Below are 14,743 nucleotides of genomic sequence, written 5' to 3' on the forward strand. Positions count from 1 at the left end.
TCATGTTAACTCAGGCGTCCCCTTGTTTTTATTCTTTTTATCTTTATTATTTGGTCCTTCTGTTTTAAGAACTAATTTATTTTTTAAAAAGTCAACATTAACAATGCCACCATCAACTAACCTGCCAAATAGCAATTCTTCAGCTAACGGTTTTTTAATATGTTCTTGAATAACTCTTCCTAAAGGCCTAGCTCCAAATGTTTTATCATAACCTTCTGAAGCCAACCAGTCTCTTGCTTTGTCACTTAAAACAACAGACACACCTTTTTCAGATAACTGTGCCTCTAGTTGCATTATAAATTTATCAACTACCATTCTAACTACCTCTAAAGGTAAATATCCAAATGGTATAATAGCGTCTAATCTATTTCTAAATTCTGGCGCAAATAATTTATCAATCGCTTCAGTATCAGCACCCTCTCGATTTTCCTGTTTAAAACCAATCGCTGCTTTTGAAAGTTCCTGAGCTCCTGCATTTGTAGTCATAATCAATATTGTGTTTCTAAAATCTATCGATTTACCATTGTTATCAGTAAGCTTACCATGATCCATGACTTGTAAGAGTAAGTTGAACAAATCAGGATGAGCTTTTTCAATTTCATCTAATAAAAGAACTGAATGAGGGTTTTGATCAACAGCGTCAGTTAAAAGTCCTCCCTGATCAAAGCCTACATACCCTGGAGGTGCCCCTATTAACCTTGAAACTGTATGCCTCTCCATATACTCAGACATGTCAAACCTTATGAGTTTAACTCCTGTTGCTTCGGCTAACTGTCTCGCAACTTCAGTTTTTCCAACTCCTGTTGGACCTGAAAACAAGTATGAACCTACAGGTTTTTCAACTTCTCTTAATCCTGCTCTCGATAATTTAATACTCGAGACTAATTCAGTAACGGCTTTGTCTTGTCCATACACCATTCTTTTTAAATCATCTTCTAACTTTGATAGCGCTTTTCTATCGTCCGTAGACACGTTTCTAGGAGGAATTCTAGCAATCAATGCAACAGTTTCTTCAATCTCGGTTTTTCCAATTATTTTTTTTCTTTTAGATTTAGCTTTTAGCATTTGTGCAGCTGCTGTTTCATCTATCACGTCAATGGCTTTATCTGGTAACTTTCTATCGTTAATATATCTCGAAGACAGTTCAACTGCTGTCTTAATAGCTATATTAGTAAATTTTAATTTATGATGTTCTTCATATTTTGATTTTAATCCCATCAAAATTTTAATGGTGTCCTCAACATTGGGTTCTGCAACGTCAATTTTTTGGAATCTTCTAACTAACGCTCTGTCTTTATCGAAATAACCTCTGTATTCTTTATAAGTGGTTGAACCTATACATTTCAACCCACCATTTTGAAGAGCTGGTTTTAGTAAATTAGACGCATCCATTGCACCTCCACTAGTAGCTCCTGCACCAATTATAGTGTGTATTTCATCTATAAATAAAATTGCATTTTCATTTAATTCAACCTCTTTCATAACAGCTTTGAGACGTTCCTCAAAGTCTCCTCTATACCTTGTGCCAGCAAGCAAACTTCCCATATCCAATGCATATATCTCAGAATTCAGCAAAACATCTGGTACATTACCTTTTACAACCTTGTCTGCTAAACCTTCAGCAATAGCCGTTTTTCCGACACCAGGGTCACCTACCAATAAAGGATTATTTTTTGTCCTTCTACATAAAACCTGAATAGTTCTATCTAATTCAGTTTGTCTTCCTATCAAGGGATCTATTTTCCCTTCGGCTGCTTTTTCATTCAAGTTTACAGCATACTTTTCTAATGCTTTTTCAGCTTTTTTATTTTCTAAGTTTTCTGTTTTATCATCAACTCCAGAAGAGGAACTTGATTTTGAATAGTTAGGATCTTTAGCTAAGCCGTGGCTCATAAAACTTACTGCGTCGAGACGTTTCATATCTTGCTTTTGCAATAAATACACTGCATAACAGTCTCTTTCTGAAAACATTGCAACTAAAATATTAGCTCCAGTAGCTTCACTTCTTCCTGAAGATTGAGTGTGAATTACTGCACGCTGAACAACTCTCTGAAATCCAGCTGTAGGTTGTGTGTCCACATCAACATCTGGCGAGATGATTGCTTTTAATTCTTCATTAAAATATTTGTTTAAATCTTCTTCTAGTACTTTGATATTTACGGAACATGCTTTTAATACTTCAACGGCATCTTGGTCTTCTAACAAAGAACTTAATAAATGTTCTAGCGTTGCAAATTCATGCTTTAACGAAGATGCATTTGTCATTGCTCGCCTTAATGATTCTTCCAACGATTTTGATAGCATTTTTATTCCTTTTCTAATTGAACTTGTAAAGGATGTTCGTATTTACGAGCATAATTCATCACTTGCATAGCTTTTGTTTCGGCTAAATCATATGCATATACACCGCATACCCCTACACCTCTCTGATGCACATGAAGCATAATCTGCGTAGCTTCTTCTCTGTTTTTCTGAAAAAATTTCTCTAGCACCTCAATAACAAACTCCATTGGAGTATAATCATCATTCATCATTAATACTCTATAAAGAGCTGGTATTTTTGTTAGAGGGTCCGTTGCTAACTTAATATTCCCTTCTACATCATCATTTTTATTCTCATCGTCATTTTTATTCATTACAAATAATAACCTTACTTTCTCAAAAGGGGTTAAATCTAAATTTATTTTATTATCAACCATTGATTTCTTAATACTCTTTTGGATTTGACCTTATGTTAATGATATAAGAACGACATAACCATTCAACAAGTTTAAGTTAATAATTTTTTAAAGTTAATTGTTACAAACAATAAAATGATTTTATACTAAATATTGTGATTTGTTAAAAAAATTGTCAATATAATGTGTATATTTGCTTACTTTAAGTTACAAATAATGATTTTTATGTTAATAAATTATTTTAATTTATGGTTGGATATAATAAGTGTTTCGAAACTATGTTAAATTAATTTCTTTTTTGCCTGTATTTTGGATGATTTGTGTTTCATCAGCGCATGCAAAGTACGCTTCTTTTATAATTAACGAAAATACTAAAAGAATCTATCATAACGCAAACGCCGACACCCGTAACTATCCTGCTTCTCTGACTAAAATTATGACCTTATATTTAGTATTTGATGCATTAAAATCAAAAAAAATATCAATGAATAGTAAGTTTAAAGTTTCTAAACACGCTACAAGACAACCTCCTTCTAAATTAAACCTTTCTGCTGGATCTAATATTACCGTAAAAAACGCTATCCTTGCCTTAGTAACAAAATCCGCCAACGACGTCGCAACAGTTATTGCAGAAAATTTAGGAAAATCAGAAAGAAACTTTGCTAGATTAATGACAAGAAAAGCTAAAAAATTAGGCATGACACGTACTACATTTAGAAATGCTTCTGGGTTACCTAACCAGGGGCAACTATCTACTGCAAGAGATATGGCAACGTTAGGTATAGCAATTAGAAAAAATCACCCTAAATTTTTTAAGTTATTTAAAACTAAATCTTTTATTTATAAAGGTATTAAATATACTAATCATAATAATTTATTAGGTAGTTATTCTGGAACCGATGGTATTAAGACAGGTTATACTAATGCTTCTGGTTTCAATCTTGTAGCTTCCGTAGAACGAAACGGACAAAGAATTATTGGTGTTGTTTTTGGTGGTAAAAAAGCAAGATCAAGAGACAAGCATATGGTTACACTACTTAATAAGTACTTTAAAACCAGCCTATCTAAACCACTCGTTAGAATAGCAAAACCTTCAGAGCTACCAAAAATACGCCCTAAAATTGTGATGGCTGAAAAAAATATTAAAAATTTTAGAATACCGCCTAAAATAATTAATAATATAATCCCAAATAATGTAGAAGAGGACTGGTTTATACAAATTGGTGCCTTTAAAAACAGGTTAAATGCTCATAAAGCTGCTCGTAATGCCAGGAATATTGTACCTGAGCAACTGGGGAACCTACCTGCTTCTTTAAGCAAGATAACTAAATCTAGTACTAATAATAATCTACAATATTTATGGCGTGTAAGATTCGTTGAGTTAGCAGAAAATCAAGCTCGTTCAGTTTGTGCGGAACTTTGGACTTCTGGTCTGAGCTGTATTCCACTTCCTTCAAATAACAACTCTTAATATTAAATTCTTTTAAGATACTTTTAATATATCATCCCAATTTGTAGTATAAAATGGTGACTTATAACAAGATCGCATCCGCCATTTATCTGGCTCTGATTTTATATTTCTTGAGTTTTTTATCACTCCTTGAGAACCATGAAATATTGTCATTTTCCCCATTTTTGCATTTATATTATCTATTAGTTTCATACGATCACATGATCTACTCATATGTATTTGTTGACCTGCATTATGTATAAATAAACTACCTTGAATAATATAATTATCTGAAGAACCATCATCCTTTTGTTTTAATCCAAGTAATGTTACTCCAATTTTTTTATAATTATATTTTGGGCGATAAAGATTTTCTAATAACTTAAAAGATTTTTCAATTATAATGGTTGTACTATCAGTTAACTCATCAAAGTTTATTGTTGCACTATTACTGTATTGTAAATCTCGTTCTCTAAAACGGTTAGTATTAATAAAAACATAAATTCCTCCACATACGCTATCTTGATAACGTAGTTTCTCTGCGGCTCTTGCTACATAGTTTGCTAACGCCTTTTTAAGACTGCCTTTATCATTAATCATGTTACCAAAAGATCTAGATACAGTGATAGATTTTTTATTAATCACCTCTTCCAAAGCAAGACAAGATTGTCCTCTTAATTCATAAATAATGCGCTCACCCACAACTGATATTAATGTTCTTATCTGACGAGGGTTTGCTTGCTGTAATTGCCTTGGGTTATTTATTCCGATAGATCTTAATCTATTTCCCCATCCTTTTGAAACTCCCCAAATATCTTCTAATTTCATATCGCTCAATATATGTGTTAATTGAGTGGAAACAGTTAATATATAAATACCATTAGATGAGTTTTTTTTTGCGATTTTATTTGCTAGTTTTGCCAACGTTTTAGTAGGGCCTATTCCAATTGAAACAGGTATGCCTGTCCATTGATAAATACGCTCTCTAATTTTAAACATCTCGTCTTGTAAACTTTGAATATTAAAGTTTTTTAAGTTTAAGAATGCTTCATCAATAGAATATATTTCTATGTTGGGAATAAAATAATTTAATACACTCATTACTCTAGAAGACATATCTCCGTATAAGGTATAATTTGAAGAATAAGTAAAAATCTTATTTTGTTTTATAAGTGTTTTGTATAGATGCAATGGAGCACCCATAGGAATTCCTATGGCTTTTGCTTCGTTAGATCTGGCAATAATACATCCATCATTATTCGACAGCACTACAACAGGCTTACCTCTTAATGACGGGTTAAATACTCTTTCACAAGAAACATAAAAATTATTACAATCTACTAAACCATACATGTCATAGGCAGTGAACAGAACTTGTTACTACGCCCCAAATTTCCATATTCATGTCGTCTCTAATCTCAATTGGTTGATATAAATCATTTTCTGGCATCAATATAATTTTATTGGATTGTTTATATAATCTTTTAACCGTCATTTGCCCATCTAAAACAGCAATAATCACTTTTCCATGTGATGGCTTAACACTTCTATCTACAACTAAAATATCATTATCATTAATCCCCGCATTAATCATTGAGTCACCATTAACACGTACAAAAAATGTTGTAGCCGGACGCTTGATTAAATAAGTGTTTAAATCTAACGTTTTTTCTAAATTATCATCTGCAGGAGACGGGAAACCTGCCGAAACCTTTGAACTATACAAGGGAAAATTTTGAGATTTACTTAGACATGGTTTGAATACTTCTAATTTAGAAGGCATTACGTAATGGCCATTTTGAGCTAATATTCGCTTAGTTATTTCTAAATTCATTATTTCCTCTATTCCAAAAATATTTTGTTCATGATTTGTTCTCCTATATATTGAATATAAAGTCAACTGTTAAAAGTGAAAATTAATGTGTTTTACCGAAAACGCCTGGCTTTACACCATAATCGACGGCAACGCCATAACTAGGATCATCATCAGCATCCACAATTAGTTGTCCTGCTTTTCGTAAAAGTGAATGACAATCTGTTGACAAATGCCTCAATTGTAAATGTTTCTTTCTTTTTTTATATTTAACGGCAAGGTCTTCTATTGCTTGAAGAGCTGATTGATCTACAATACGACTGTTTATAAAGTCAACGATAACAATATCAGTATCGGTATCTAAGTTAAATATTTCTGAAAACCCTTGAACAGAACCAAAGAATAACGGTCCTTCTATATAATAGATGGTATTACCATCATCGTCTACTTTAACGTTTCCTCTGATACGAACTGCATTATTCCAAGCATAAGCAAGAGCTGAGACAATAACTCCACATATAACGGCTATAGCTAAATCATAAATAACAGTAACCGCAGTTACGATTAACATTACAACAACATCTGTCATTGGAATACGTCTAATAACCATAATACTCTGCCAAGCAAAAGTACCTATAACTACCATAAACATAACGCCTACTAATGCTGCTAATGGAATTTGTTCAATAAGCGAAGAACCAACTACAATAAATAGAAGTAAGAATAAAGATGCTGAAATTCCAGATATCCTTGTGCGTCCTCCAGACTTTACATTAATCATTGATTGACCAATCATGGCACAACCACCCATACCACTAAAAAATCCAGTTACAGTATTCGCAATACCCTGTGCCACACACTCTTGAGATGCACCACCAATCTTTCCCGTAATATCACCAACTAAGTTAAGAGTTAGTAAACTTTCAATTAAACCAATAGTTGCCAAAATTAGAGCATATGGCAATATTATTATAAATGTCTCAGTATTAAGAGGAACTAAAGGGATATGAAACGTTGGCAACCCTCCTTTAATAGAAGCTAAATCACTGACACGCGGAACATCAATATCCAACGATATTACAAGTGTAGCTACAAAAAGTATACCAGCCAGAGGCGCTGGAATAATAGTGGTTATCTTAGGCATAACCCATATCACTACCATAGTTGTAATAACAAGTAGAAGCATAACAAGTAAGGTTTGGCCTTCCATCCATTGCCTACTATCAGACAAGTCTGTTGTTTGAAATTGGGACATTTGAGCTAAAAAAATAACAATTGCTAAACCGTTCACAAAGCCAAGCATCACGGGATAAGGGACTAATCTGATAAATTTTCCTAACCTTAAAAAGGCAGCTGTAATTTGGAAAATACCCATTAATACTACTGTTGCAAATAAATACTCAACACCGTGCAGAGAAACTAACGCAACCATTACAACAGCTAACGCACCCGTCGCTCCAGAAATCATACCAGGCCTACCTCCTATTAAAGCAGTAATCAACCCAACTATGAATGCTGCATATAAACCGACTAAGGGGTGTACGCCAGCAACAAAGGAAAAGGATACAGCTTCAGGCACTAACGCCAATGCAACAGTTAAACCTGCCAAAATTTCTGTTTTGAATTTTAAGAGTGATGAAAACTTTAAATTAGAAAATTGTAATTCGGAATCTGATATTTTTTGTGATAACTCTTTAAATATTTTTTGCATAATCAAAACCTAATTTATTAATCTTAATATGAACCTTTGTAGTTAGGTTAATTATATCAAAATTTTAACCATTAACGTAATTTAAGAATTGGATCACAATTATATTTTTATTAAATCTTAAGAGTCTTTATGTCTCTCAAGCAAATTTTCTAAGTCATGATCTACTTGCTCATCAAACCCATGTCGAGCAGAAAAGAATACTAAAGACATTAAGCCGGCACCTAATAATATAGTAAAAAAAGCACCTGCGAAAATAGCAACTAAACCATTATAACTAATTTGGACATCCGACATTTGCAGCCATAAATTGATTGCAAAAACAGTTATGATTACAAGAGCACATGATGCAATAACAATAAGTAATAAAATATTTTTCATAATTTAAGTATATATTAATAAACCGTGAATAAGTCCATTATTATCTAAGCGGCAACTCTGATTTCACTAACTGCTCCCAATACGTAACACCTAACGGCAAAATATTATCATTAAAATCATACTTTGTATTATGAAGCATACAACCTGATTTTCCTTCACCTGCTCCCAACCAAATATATGACCCTGGAATTTTTTCTAACATGTAAGCAAAGTCTTCTGCGCCCATAGATGGCGCCATGTTAGTTTTTACAGAACCAGGTCCAAATATACTCGAAGTAACTTCAATTGCTTTTTCACTACATTCAATGTTATTAACCGTAACAGGATAACCTTTGATAACTGAAACGTCTGCTGTACAACCATAGGCCAATGCTGTCGCCCTACATATCTCTTTGAATTGTTTATGGACATTTATTCTAGTAGCAGAGCTAACTGTTCTAATGGTGCCTATAAAATCTGTGACTTGAGGTATTATATTAAACCCAGATCCTGCATTGATTTGAGTTACTGAAACAACAACAGCGTCTAGTGGATTTTGTTTACGCGAAACTATTTGCTGTAAGGCTTGAACAATAGCTGTAGTTGCTAAAACAGGATCGTTTGTTGCTTGAGGCATAGCAGCATGACCACCATTACCTTTTACAGTAACCTCAAATCTGTCTGCAGCAGCCATTACAGAACCTTTATGTACAGCCACGTTACCTTCATCCATTCCTGGCCAATTATGCATTCCCCACACGCTATCCATGGGAAATTGTTCGAACAATCCATCTTCTATCATAGCCAAACCTCCACCTCCACCTTCTTCAGCAGGTTGGAATATAAAATAAACAGTGCCATCAAAATTATTTTTTGACGCCAACAACTTAGCGGCTCCAAGCAACATAGCTGTATGCCCATCATGCCCGCATGCATGCATTCGCCCCTCAAATTTAGATTTGTAAGAAAAGTTATTTTCTTCTGTCATGGGCAGAGCATCCATATCAGCCCTTAAGCCAATAGCTTTATTACCTCCACCACCTAAATTAGCATCTAGGCCTTTTAGAATTCCAACAACTCCAGTGCCTCCTAAACCTCTATGAACCTCTAAACCAAAAGATTGTAATTTTTTTGCTACAAAATCTGAAGTCCATTTTTCTTCATATCCAAGTTCTGGGTGAGCATGCAACTCATGTCTCCAAGTTTTAATTTCAGGAATAATGTTTAAAATTTCATTGGATACTTTCATATGATGCTCCTCATAAATGACTTTTAAGAGACAAGGTCAATTTTCTAATCATTAGTCTATCGTGATAGTAGTTAATATGCTAATTTATAAGAACTTAACTTTATCTTCTACAAATAAATTGAATAATTATTGTTTTTGGAGCCTAGAAATATGAAATGGATTAATAATATTTTGCCTGAAACAAACTTACAGAAATTTATTTTTATTTTTCTACCTTTTGCGTGTGGGTATTTTTTATCTTATCTTTATAGATCTACAAATGCTGTCTTAGCACCCTACTTAAGTAATGATTTAAACTTAAATGCAGAACAGCTTGGGTTAATTACATCCGCTTATTTTTTAACATTTGGCTTATTTCAATTACCCCTAGGGGTTTTACTTGACAAATTTGGCGCTAGAAAAGTTCAAAGCGTTCTTTTTTTAATAGCCGCTATAGGAGCTATATTATTTAGTTTAGGAAACGGTGTTTGGTCACTTGTTACGGCACGTGGATTGATTGGGTTAGGTGTCTCAGGTGCTTTAATGGCCGCTTTTAAAGCCTTTGCTGTTTGGTTTCCTAAAGAAAGACTTCCACTTTTAATAGGATTGTTTATGTCCGCAGGGGGTATGGGTGCTATTGTAGCATCAACACCGTTAGAAATGGCTTTACAAATAACTGATTGGAGAGGTGTTTATCTATTTATTGGAATTGTTACAATTTTTGTTGGAATATTAATTTTTTTTGTAGTTCCAGAAAAACAAGAAAATAACTATAATGAAAAACCTTTACCAGTTCTTAAAGTATTAAAGCACATTTATACTAGTTATGCTTTTTGGAGAATAGGTCCATTGTCTGGAATTGCTGGAGGTACTGGGCTTGCAATATTGGGATTATGGGCTGGACCCTGGCTTTCAGATATAGGTAAATTTAATAAAAACGAAATTGCCAATATTCTCTTTATTTCAACAATAATGATGACAATTGGAACCACCTCTTTAGGAATAATTACGGACTATTTAAGAAAATTTAATATATCTCCAGTTGGTGTAATGGGTGGAGCTTTATTTGTTTTTATTATACCTTTAACTATTATTACATTTGGAATAATGCCTAAAGCTATATGGCCTTGGGTTGTCTTAAGTATAACATCATTAGCTGCTACATTAGCATATGCTGGACTTAGTCAACATTTTCCAACTAGCTATGCTGCCCGCGCGTCAACAGCTATAAACTTAATATGTTTTTTGATGGCCTTTATAGCTCAATATACAATTGGATTTATTATGCAATTAGTTGAACCAGGAAAACAGTCTGGGTATTCAATAAAGGCATATCAAGCAGGATTTGGCTTATTTTTAGGACTACTTATAATTTGTTATATAATATTTATTATTATGAGTGTTTTAGAAATAAGAAAAAATAAAGGTGAAACTTCTAAGGGTAATAGCGCTTAGCAGTCCACTCATTTTTTAATGAAGTTGGCTTCAAAACAAATCTATCATGCAACCTAAAATCACCATCTTCCCAAAATTCAAACTCATCAGGTTTAAGAGCAAATCCACCCCAAAACGTTGGTCGAGGTATGTCTTCGTCATATTTAGATTCTAATAATTTGACCTTCTCCATCAAAACTTCTCTAGATTCTAATTCTCTAGATTGTTTAGATGCCCACGCACCAATCCTACTGCCTCTTGATCTGGATTGGTAGTACTTGTCAGACACTTGATCAGACACTTTATTAACACTTCCTGTTAACCTGACCTGACGATTTAAACTTTTCCAATAAAAGCAGATTGCACCTTTAGCAGTCTCATTTATTTCATTAGATTTACGGCTTTCATAGTTTGTATAAAAAACAAAAGATGTATCAATAATATCTTTTAACAAGACGGTTCTAACAGACGGCATTCCATTTTTTGATACAGTAGCTAACTGCATAGCATTAGGATCTCTAATTTCATTTTTTTCTGCTTCAGATAACCAATTTTTAAATAATAAGATTGGGTCTACTATTCTATCTAATTCCAATTATCGTCTCCAAATTTAATTTTGTATTTTTAACATATAGTACTAATTTTGCCATATTTTATAAATATATTCAAAATTGGAAATGTTTAAAGAAATTATGAAAGGTTTTATATGTCTAAAAAATTTTTTTTATTATTTGGATTGATCGTTTTATTTTCAAGCAGTGGTTATTCTAAAACAAATTTCTATCAAGTGACAGGATCTATATCATCAGTTGAAGTTCTCAAAAAATACACAAACCAAAGAGTGCCTAGAGAAGAAAAAAAATGTTCAATTCAGAGAGTTCCAGTAAATCAAAATGCTCAAAAATTTGGTGCAGATAATTTTATTGGTGCTCTGATAGGGGGCGCTATTGGAAATCAAATTGGTTCCGGTGGAGGAAAATCAGGATCTACTGCCTTAGGAGCATTAATTGGATCTGAAGTTGTTAGAAGCGAGAAAGCTGGTGCAAATGAAAGTTATGTTGAAAAAGAAGTTTGCCGTACTCAAAAAGTTTTTTATACTGAGACTACAGAACAAGTTAGTGGTTATAAACTAAATGTAGAAGTAGATGGAGAAATTATCTCATTTACTAGTAACAAATCTTATAATCCCGGTGATTTAATAACCTTAACAAAGAAGATAAGTTATTCTCTTAATTAAAGATTAATATATATATGTATATATTTATATATTAAAAAGAGGTAATTAATTATATAATAATAACATATTATACTTTAAAATCTTTATTAAGATTAGGAAATGAATTATGCAGGAAAAAAACCTCAATAACGGAATCATGAAAGGTAAACGTGGTATAGTTATGGGAGTGGCAAATGATAGATCTATAGCTTGGGGAATTGCTTCGGCTGCAGCTAAGCAGGGTGCTGAACTAGCTTTTACTTATCAAGGAGATGCTTTAGAAAAGAGGGTCAGGCCACTCGCAGAATCAATTGGCTCTAATATTATAATACCATGCGATGTTTCTAGTGATAAAGCTATTGATGAAACCTTCTTATTATTAAAAGAAAAATGGGATAATATTGATTTTTTAGTTCATGCGATAGCGTATTCAGATAAAGAAGAATTAAAAGGTGAGTATCTTGATACAACAAGAGAAAATTTCTATAAGACTATGGATATATCTGTTTATTCGTTTACTGCAGTAGCTCAAAGAGCTGCAGGCATGATGCCTAATGGTGGATCCATGATTACTTTAACATATTATGGCGCTGAAAAAGTAATGCCTCATTATAATGTCATGGGAGTTGCAAAGGCTGCGCTTGAATCATCTGTAAGATACTTAGCTGCAGATTTGGGCGGTGATAAAATTAGAGTTAACAGTTTATCTGCAGGTCCTATTAAAACCTTAGCTGCTAGTGGAATTGGTGATTTTAGATATATACTTAAATGGAACCAATATAATTCTCCATTAAGGCGAAATGTTACGTTAGACGATGTAGGTGGGTCTGGAGTTTATCTTTTATCTGATTTATCAGCTGGAGTAACCGGAGAAACGCATCATATTGATTGTGGTTATCATGTAGTTGGCATGAAGGCAATTGACGCCCCTGACATGTCTCCTGAAAAAAAAGATAATTAGTTTATCTATTTGAGAGAATTAAAATGGCTAGTAACTCTTTTGGACATATTTTCAAATTTACAAGCTTTGGTGAAAGCCATGGCAAAGCAATTGGGTGTGTCGTTGATGGAGTACCTCCTTTAGTTTCTATAAACGAAGAAGATATTCAACATTATTTAGATAGAAGAAAACCCGGTCAATCAAAATTCGTCACTCAAAGAAAAGAGAATGATCAAGTTGAGATTTTATCGGGAGTTTTTGAAGGTAAAACAACAGGACACCCGATCGCTCTGAATATTAAAAATGAAGATCAACGAAGTAAAGATTACTCTGAAATATCCCAACAATTTAGACCAGGACACGCAGACATTACTTATCAAACTAAATATGGAATAAGAGATTATAGGGGTGGTGGCAGATCAAGCGCAAGAGAAACTGCGGTAAGGGTTGCTGCTGGTGCAATAGCTTTTAAAGTATTAGAACATAAATTAAAAAAACCACTCATAATAAGAGCCAGTGTTATTCAGATGGGTCCTAATAAAATAAATAAAGAAAATTTTAATTGGAATGAAGTTAATGCAAACCCATTCTTCTGCGGAGACCCAGAAGCTGCTAAAAAATGGGAGATATGGCTTGATGAATTAAGAAAGAAAGGTAATAGCGCCGGCGCCATAATTGAAGTTATAGCAGAAAATGTTCCTAAAGGTTTAGGAAGCCCTATCTATAAAAAATTAGATACTCAAATTACAGAAGCTCTTATGAGTATTAATGCTGTAAAAGGCGTTGAAATTGGTTCAGGTTTTAACTTAGCATCGTTAACAGGCGTAGAAGCAAATGACGAAATATTTCCAGACAACAAAGGAGGTTATTATTTTGGCTCTAACCACTCTGGAGGAATATTAGGAGGGATTTCTTCTGGACAACCCATTGTAGCTAGGTTCGTAGTAAAGCCAACAAGCTCTATTCTAACAGAAAAAAGTTCTATCAACTTAAATAATGAAGCAATTCAAATTAAAACTAAGGGCAGACATGATCCATGTGTTGGAATAAGAGCTGTCCCTGTTGCTGAGGCTATGCTGGCTATTACTTTCCTTGATCAATTATTAGAACATGAAAGTCAAATTGGATCCCTTATATAAAAAATAATCAAGCGTATCTTACTTAGTTACTACAATCACAAACTCTTTATTTCCACTTGGGCCTAGAATAGGACTTTCAACAACTCCTAGTAAATTCATTTTCATTTCGGACGTAATCCAACCTTTTATATCATTTGTAACTTCTTCATGAAGGTTTGGGTCTCTTACAACTCCTCCTTTACCGACAAGACCCTTACCCACTTCAAACTGCGGCTTTATTAATGCAGCTAACCATCCATTTTTTTTCAAAAATTGAAGACTAGAAGGTAAAATTTTTTTTAATGATATAAAAGAGGCATCACAAACTATGACGTCCAAAGTATCTTTTATAATTTTATCTGTTAAAAAACGTGCATTTGTTTTTTCACTAACTATGACTCTTTCATCTTGTCTTAATTTCCAATCTAATTGGCCATAGCCAACATCAACTGCGTAAACTTTTTTTGCACCTTTTGTTAATAGTACATCTGTAAAGCCACCTGTGCTTGCACCTATATCAAGCGCTATTACAGAATTACAATCTAAATTATATTCTAAAATAGCTTTTTCTAATTTGATTCCTCCTCTAGATACCCACGGGTGAATTTTACCCTTAACATCTATTTCAGACTCTTTTGTAATTTGTTGCCCAGGCTTATCTATGCGTTTTTGATTAACAAACACTGTACCTGCCATTAGCATAGAATTAGCCTGTTCTCTACTCTTAGCCAAACCCCTTGAGACCATAAGCTTATCTATTCGTTCTTTTGTTATCTTTATAAACTCCAAGTAATAGTT

The 14,743-nt window shown here is 33.4% G+C and carries 14 protein-coding genes; 5 read left to right on the top strand and 9 right to left on the bottom strand.

What is annotated here, in order from left to right; genetic code table 11:
- Positions 1–2,304 (bottom strand): ATP-dependent Clp protease ATP-binding subunit ClpA, encoded by a 2,304-nt coding sequence (gene clpA / locus ABXT66_RS08505; protein WP_443643073.1) that lies wholly within the window; start codon positions 2,302–2,304, stop codon positions 1–3.
- A 2-nt stretch (positions 2,305–2,306) separates the two neighbouring features.
- A complete protein-coding gene (gene clpS, locus ABXT66_RS08510; RefSeq protein ID WP_443644731.1) occupies positions 2,307–2,636 on the bottom strand; it encodes an ATP-dependent Clp protease adapter ClpS in 330 nt (109 codons plus the stop codon).
- Positions 2,637–2,943: 307 nt separating this feature from the next.
- Between clpS and ABXT66_RS08515 the strand changes: the two genes are divergently transcribed.
- Complete coding sequence (locus tag ABXT66_RS08515; RefSeq protein WP_443643074.1) at positions 2,944–4,149, top strand: D-alanyl-D-alanine carboxypeptidase family protein; 1,206 nt, start codon at positions 2,944–2,946, stop codon at positions 4,147–4,149.
- 12 nt (positions 4,150–4,161) lie between these two features.
- Here the strand turns inward: ABXT66_RS08515 and ABXT66_RS08520 are convergent, their stop codons facing one another.
- The 5 genes from ABXT66_RS08520 to ABXT66_RS08540 all read right to left on the bottom strand — a co-directional run bounded on the left by ABXT66_RS08520 (position 4,162) and on the right by ABXT66_RS08540 (position 9,258).
- The gene (locus tag ABXT66_RS08520) at positions 4,162–5,481 is read right to left on the bottom strand and encodes a Y-family DNA polymerase (protein ID WP_443643075.1); all 1,320 of its coding nucleotides are present in this window, start codon (positions 5,479–5,481) and stop codon (positions 4,162–4,164) included.
- Between the two features lies 1 nt (position 5,482).
- On the bottom strand, positions 5,483–5,962 hold the full coding sequence (locus ABXT66_RS08525; protein WP_443643076.1) for a LexA family protein: 480 nt from the start codon (positions 5,960–5,962) through the stop codon (positions 5,483–5,485).
- An 82-nt stretch (positions 5,963–6,044) separates the two neighbouring features.
- On the bottom strand, positions 6,045–7,652 hold the full coding sequence (locus ABXT66_RS08530; RefSeq protein WP_443643077.1) for a SulP family inorganic anion transporter: 1,608 nt from the start codon (positions 7,650–7,652) through the stop codon (positions 6,045–6,047).
- Between the two features lie 117 nt (positions 7,653–7,769).
- The gene (locus tag ABXT66_RS08535) at positions 7,770–8,030 is read right to left on the bottom strand and encodes a hypothetical protein (RefSeq protein ID WP_443643078.1); all 261 of its coding nucleotides are present in this window, start codon (positions 8,028–8,030) and stop codon (positions 7,770–7,772) included.
- A gap of 40 nt (positions 8,031–8,070) precedes the next feature.
- On the bottom strand, positions 8,071–9,258 hold the full coding sequence (locus tag ABXT66_RS08540; RefSeq protein ID WP_443643079.1) for a M20 aminoacylase family protein: 1,188 nt from the start codon (positions 9,256–9,258) through the stop codon (positions 8,071–8,073).
- 150 nt (positions 9,259–9,408) lie between these two features.
- Between ABXT66_RS08540 and ABXT66_RS08545 the strand changes: the two genes are divergently transcribed.
- Positions 9,409–10,692, top strand: coding sequence for an MFS transporter (locus tag ABXT66_RS08545; protein ID WP_443643080.1), 1,284 nt, complete (start codon positions 9,409–9,411; stop codon positions 10,690–10,692).
- On the opposite strand, the gene pdxH is transcribed toward ABXT66_RS08545, so the two are convergent.
- Positions 10,673–11,266, bottom strand: coding sequence for a pyridoxamine 5'-phosphate oxidase (gene pdxH, locus ABXT66_RS08550; protein WP_443643081.1), 594 nt, complete (start codon positions 11,264–11,266; stop codon positions 10,673–10,675). The two genes, ABXT66_RS08545 and pdxH, sit on opposite strands and share 20 nt — an antisense overlap.
- Positions 11,267–11,377: 111 nt before the next feature.
- Between pdxH and ABXT66_RS08555 the strand changes: the two genes are divergently transcribed.
- The 3 genes from ABXT66_RS08555 (at position 11,378) to aroC (ending at position 13,966) form a co-directional block, all read left to right on the top strand.
- Entirely contained in the window at positions 11,378–11,908 is a 531-nt protein-coding gene (locus tag ABXT66_RS08555) for a hypothetical protein (protein ID WP_443643082.1), read from the top strand.
- A 106-nt stretch (positions 11,909–12,014) separates the two neighbouring features.
- A complete protein-coding gene (gene fabI, locus ABXT66_RS08560) occupies positions 12,015–12,848 on the top strand; it encodes an enoyl-ACP reductase FabI (protein ID WP_443643083.1) in 834 nt (277 codons plus the stop codon).
- 23 nt (positions 12,849–12,871) lie between these two features.
- Entirely contained in the window at positions 12,872–13,966 is a 1,095-nt protein-coding gene (gene aroC / locus ABXT66_RS08565; RefSeq protein ID WP_443643084.1) for a chorismate synthase, read from the top strand.
- An 18-nt stretch (positions 13,967–13,984) separates the two neighbouring features.
- On the opposite strand, the gene ABXT66_RS08570 is transcribed toward aroC, so the two are convergent.
- Positions 13,985–14,734, bottom strand: a complete 750-nt coding sequence (locus ABXT66_RS08570) for a TlyA family RNA methyltransferase (RefSeq protein ID WP_443643085.1) — start codon at positions 14,732–14,734, stop codon at positions 13,985–13,987.
- Between the last annotated feature and the right edge of the window lie 9 nt (positions 14,735–14,743).

The organism is Candidatus Levibacter sp. Uisw_134_01, from assembly GCF_047717795.1.
Taxonomy (GTDB): Bacteria; Pseudomonadota; Alphaproteobacteria; order Puniceispirillales; family Marisalimonadaceae; genus Marisalimonas.

What these genes read in the sequence shown, in the direction of transcription:
- clpA (WP_443643073.1), bottom strand. Translation starts at nt 2,304, where the DNA reads ATGCTATCAAAATCGTTGGAAGAATCATTAAGGCGAGCAATGACAAAT.
- clpS (WP_443644731.1), bottom strand. Translation starts at nt 2,636, where the DNA reads ATGAATAAAAATGACGATGAGAATAAAAATGATGATGTAGAAGGGAAT.
- ABXT66_RS08520 (WP_443643075.1), bottom strand. Translation starts at nt 5,481, where the DNA reads ATGTATGGTTTAGTAGATTGTAATAATTTTTATGTTTCTTGTGAAAGA.
- ABXT66_RS08525 (WP_443643076.1), bottom strand. Translation starts at nt 5,962, where the DNA reads ATGAATTTAGAAATAACTAAGCGAATATTAGCTCAAAATGGCCATTAC.
- ABXT66_RS08530 (WP_443643077.1), bottom strand. Translation starts at nt 7,652, where the DNA reads ATGCAAAAAATATTTAAAGAGTTATCACAAAAAATATCAGATTCCGAA.
- ABXT66_RS08535 (WP_443643078.1), bottom strand. Translation starts at nt 8,030, where the DNA reads ATGAAAAATATTTTATTACTTATTGTTATTGCATCATGTGCTCTTGTA.
- ABXT66_RS08540 (WP_443643079.1), bottom strand. Translation starts at nt 9,258, where the DNA reads ATGAAAGTATCCAATGAAATTTTAAACATTATTCCTGAAATTAAAACT.
- ABXT66_RS08545 (WP_443643080.1), top strand. Translation starts at nt 9,409, where the DNA reads ATGAAATGGATTAATAATATTTTGCCTGAAACAAACTTACAGAAATTT.
- ABXT66_RS08555 (WP_443643082.1), top strand. Translation starts at nt 11,378, where the DNA reads ATGTCTAAAAAATTTTTTTTATTATTTGGATTGATCGTTTTATTTTCA.
- fabI (WP_443643083.1), top strand. Translation starts at nt 12,015, where the DNA reads ATGCAGGAAAAAAACCTCAATAACGGAATCATGAAAGGTAAACGTGGT.
- aroC (WP_443643084.1), top strand. Translation starts at nt 12,872, where the DNA reads ATGGCTAGTAACTCTTTTGGACATATTTTCAAATTTACAAGCTTTGGT.